The sequence below is a fragment of the Streptomyces sp. NPDC054840 genome, assembly GCF_053611065.1.
Genome location: NZ_JBSGZP010000690.1, coordinates 1 through 3,837, shown reverse-complemented (window position 1 = coordinate 3,837; position 3,837 = coordinate 1). Strand labels below are relative to the sequence as shown.

3 protein-coding genes and 1 pseudogene are annotated in these 3,837 nt (G+C 67.8%); 1 reads left to right on the top strand and 3 read right to left on the bottom strand.

Annotated features, from left to right (window positions below; genetic code table 11):
- Positions 1–691 precede the first annotated feature (691 nt).
- Positions 692–2,290, top strand: coding sequence for an IPT/TIG domain-containing protein (locus ACWGIU_RS32315; protein ID WP_453711663.1), 1,599 nt, complete (start codon positions 692–694; stop codon positions 2,288–2,290).
- Positions 2,291–2,460: 170 nt separating this feature from the next.
- Here ACWGIU_RS32315 and ACWGIU_RS32310 read toward each other — a convergent pair whose 3' ends face one another.
- From ACWGIU_RS32310 to ACWGIU_RS32300, 3 genes and pseudogenes are all read right to left on the bottom strand, one after another.
- Positions 2,461–2,652 carry a hypothetical protein gene (locus tag ACWGIU_RS32310; protein WP_453711662.1) on the bottom strand — a complete coding sequence of 64 codons (192 nt, stop codon included), beginning with the start codon at positions 2,650–2,652 and terminating at the stop codon, positions 2,461–2,463.
- A gap of 80 nt (positions 2,653–2,732) precedes the next feature.
- Entirely contained in the window at positions 2,733–3,269 is a 537-nt protein-coding gene (locus ACWGIU_RS32305) for a DUF4240 domain-containing protein (RefSeq protein ID WP_453711661.1), read from the bottom strand.
- Positions 3,270–3,521: 252 nt separating this feature from the next.
- A pseudogene (locus tag ACWGIU_RS32300) lies at positions 3,522–3,837 on the bottom strand (hypothetical protein); the annotation flags it as partial.

Here is a 3,837-nt window from a genome sequence, read left to right as displayed (position 1 = left end):
CGCCACACCCGGGTCGGTCGGTGGGGCGGGGCCGTGCTGGCCGCCGGGTGCACGCCGTCGGGGGCCTCACCGGCACCCACCCACTCAGACTCGGTCTCCCCGTGACGGCGTCGGGCAGGTAGTGGCCGGCGCGCAGCTGTGCTCAGGTGGAGGGGCAAAGGCCGGATCCGGGTTGGATGCTGCCGACCGGGGCGGTGACCGGCGACGTGTGACGGCTGCCGGACCTGCCCGGGGTCGACAGCGTCACGGGGCCTGCTGCCCGAGGACCTGGTGCGTCCTCAGCCGCGAGGACAGCTATTCGGAGCAGCCCGTCCGAAGGCAGCTCCCCACAGTCGCTATGGCACCCCTCTACTGGGTGGAGCCTGCCGTTGACGCGCTCGAACGAGGAGGCGCCCCACCCCGACAGAGTGCTCACGTCCGGGTGCGGCGCCCCGGGTGCGCCCCGGCGGCGGGGTTCAGTACGAGACGTCGAAGTAGTCGAGGTGAACTCGACCGGACCTGGTCGCCTCGGCTTCCGCGTCGCCACCTGGGCCGCCGGCCCGGGCCTGCCCGCAGACACCACAGCTCTGGCGGCCGCGCTGCGCACCTGGCTCGGCGAACCGCACACACGTACGCCGAACGGCCAACAAGGTGAACCTGGCCAACCTGCGGGCTGGAAAAGCACCGGACAACGCAGCGGGGAGGTCTGATTGTGTGCGATCCGCTCTGCCGGCCGGTTCGGCACAGATCTGCCCTGATGCTGCCCAAAGGCCACCCCGCCTCCGCGCAAAACATCCGAGGAGCAGGAACGACGATGGCACCCGATCCGACAACCGCCCAGGTGACCATGACCCTGGCTGCCCTTGCAGCCACCGGGGCCACCCCGCGTCCGTCCGGGGAAACCCCGCAACAACAGACCGAACGAATCATCACCGGCATCAGCGCGCAACTGAGCGATCCCAGCCTTGCGACGCAGGGCGCGTGGAAACTGGTGTGGCTCGCCCTGAGCGAGGCCAACGCGAATATGGCCTACATCGCACGGAGCACCAACGGCTCCAACGAGTTCGCCGTGGTCGCTCGCGGAACGGACGCCGATCTGACCGACATCCTCGAAGACCTCGATGTCGGCACAGTCGTCCCGTTCCCCGAAAGCGGATCGCCCAAGCCCATCGCCGTTTCCAAGGGGGCGATGGATGCGTTCAAACGGGTTGTCAACGCCCAATCGATCGCCGCACCCTCCCCGAACGTCACGCTCGCTCAGGCGCTCACCGCCGCACTCGACTCGGCGCCGTCCTCGCCGCAGCCGACCGTCTATCTGACCGGTCACAGCCTGGGCGGTTGCATCGCCACCATGCTCGCGCCGTACCTGCAGGCACAGACCTGGCCGAAACAGCCGAAGTTCGCGGTGATCACCTATGCCGCTCCCACCGCCGGCGTACAGAGCTTCGTCGACTACTTCGACTCCGTGCCGTGGGTCATCGACGAGCGCCACAACAACGCCTACGACCTGGTACCGCACGCGTGGGCCGATCTCGACACCACCGCCGGCTGGTACCCCAGCCCGGGACCGCAGGCAACCGAAGAAGTGAAGCTGCTCATCGGGGCGATCTCCAAGCGCACCAAGGGCAACGTCTACGTCCAGCCCGGCACGCTCTGCCCGATGAACACCAGCTACACGAGCCTTGCCAAGAACCTGGTCAACAAGACCACTCAGGACTTCCTCGGCCAGGTCGCCTTCCAGCACGCCAACTCCACCTACCTGGACCTGGTGGGAGCGCCTCCCGTCCCTTCCGCACCGGTGGTGACCGACGTGACCCCCACCTTCGGCGAACCAGGCACCAAGGTGACCATCAACGGCACCGGTTTCAGTAAGGACAGCATGGTCGACTTCGGCCGCTTCGCCTGCCCCACGCTCAACATCGACTCCGACAGCAGGATCACCGCCAAGGTCCCCGAGGGAACCGGCGTCGTCCACGTCCGCGTCACCAACACCCTCGGCACCTCCCCGGCCGTCGCCATGGGGCAGTTCGCCTATGGCGGACCCGCACCTGTGGTGGTCAGTGCCGTCAGCCCGACCAGCGGAGAGGTCGGCACCCTGGTCACCATCAGCGGCTCGGGCTTCGCCGATGGCGCCACCGTGCACTTCAAGGACAAGGCATCCGATTCGGTCAAGTTCGTCTCCACCGGACAGATCACCGCAACCGTGCCCGGTCAGCTCGACGACCACCAGACGGTGAACCTCACCGTGACGGTCGGCAAGGCCACCTCTCCCACCAGCCCGGCCGACGAGTTCACCTACACCGGACGGTAGCGTCCGCACGTCCCGTTCCCGGGGTGGCCCTTCGAGCGGCCCCGGGCCTTTGCCGCCGACCGGTCGAACCGTGCCCGGGCAAGGGCTCGCCGCAGGACGGATCACCCTGCGGCGAACGGGGCCACGGAGCAGTGCGGCACGGCGAGCAGCTGCCGGGCGACCATGTCTCCTCAACCCAGCCTCGGCCACCGGATCAGGTTGTGGCCGAGCTCACCGGAGCCGCCGTAGGGCTCGCCCCGGATGGCGTTGTGGTTGGCCGCGGCGCCCCCGCCGGATTGACCGCACTCCACCGGGTCACGGCCTCGGGACTGGTAGGCGCGCATGTTGAGGTGTCGCGTATTCGTCAGCCGAGGTGTGTGCATGGCCCGATGAGATGACCGACAGTGATCCGGGAGTCTCGTTCTCTGCTGTTGGACCTCGTCTTGTGACTGCGAGCTTCCGCTTACTCCAGATAGAGAGCTGCCAAGCGGGGCAGTCGGCGGGTCATTTCGTCGTGGTCATCGAAATCGAAGTTCCAGGTGGGGTCCAGCTCCCGGTAGCGGATGGTGGGTGGGCTCGCTGGGAGCTGATCACCGGTCGCCGAGATGTGTGCGTTCCAGGCGATGCCCAGCATGTCCGCACCCTCCAGGTCGACGCCGTCGGCTGCGGAGGCTTGGACGATGGGCAGTTCTGCCAGGGCATCGGGATCAGCGACTACGCGCTCGAATACTTCACAACCCTGAGCGATCAGCCAGCCGCGGAAGTAGTCGAAGCCGTCGTCAGAGCACCCACCGTTGGCAAGGTAAGCAGCGGCCCAGAGAGGATTGCTGTAGGAGTCAACCATCAGGTCCCACAGAACCTGCTCAGCTGCGACGATCTCCTCGACCGGCCGGGAGGCCAGCAGCGAGGTCGCCTCGCGAGCGACCGCTTCGCCGTCGTTCGGGTTGGACGCCTGATTGCGAGCTGCCTCAATGAGCTGCCAGAACTGCTGCTTGTTCATGGAGGCAGAGCCTGCCACCTGGTACTGACATCGGGCCGGTCGCGGGAGCTTGGCTCACCAGAGCAGCCACGTCGTTCCTGTCGGCGGGTGTGGTCGCCAGGTGCATATCGACTCCAGGTTCCTCCGGCTTCGGTGACCAGGCGGGTGGCGGTCTTGTCGTGGCAGCCGAGTGCCTTCGCGATGATGGGTGCCGGGGCTTGGCTCTGTCACGCTGATCGCGGAATCACCCTGTTCGCCAGACGCTGGCCCGATTCACTGGATGCCGGCTCGTCTGCGATCGATGTGCCGGCGCGGTCGCCGGTGCCCGGCACGTCCTTGGCGAGCCGGCCTGCGAGTGCGCTCACCGGGCATCGACCGGGTGAGGACGCCGAGTGTGAGCAGAGCGAGCGCCGGCAGCACGGCGACGATGATTCCCATCGGCAAGGCGTCGGTGGCGCCACCCGCGCCGGCCAGCGGAGCAAGTGCCCCGCCCAACATGAACTGGCTGAAGCCGAGCAGAGCGGCTGCCGACCCGGCGTGTCCGCCGTGGTCGGCCAGGGCCTGGGGCGCGGCGTTCGGCATGACCAGG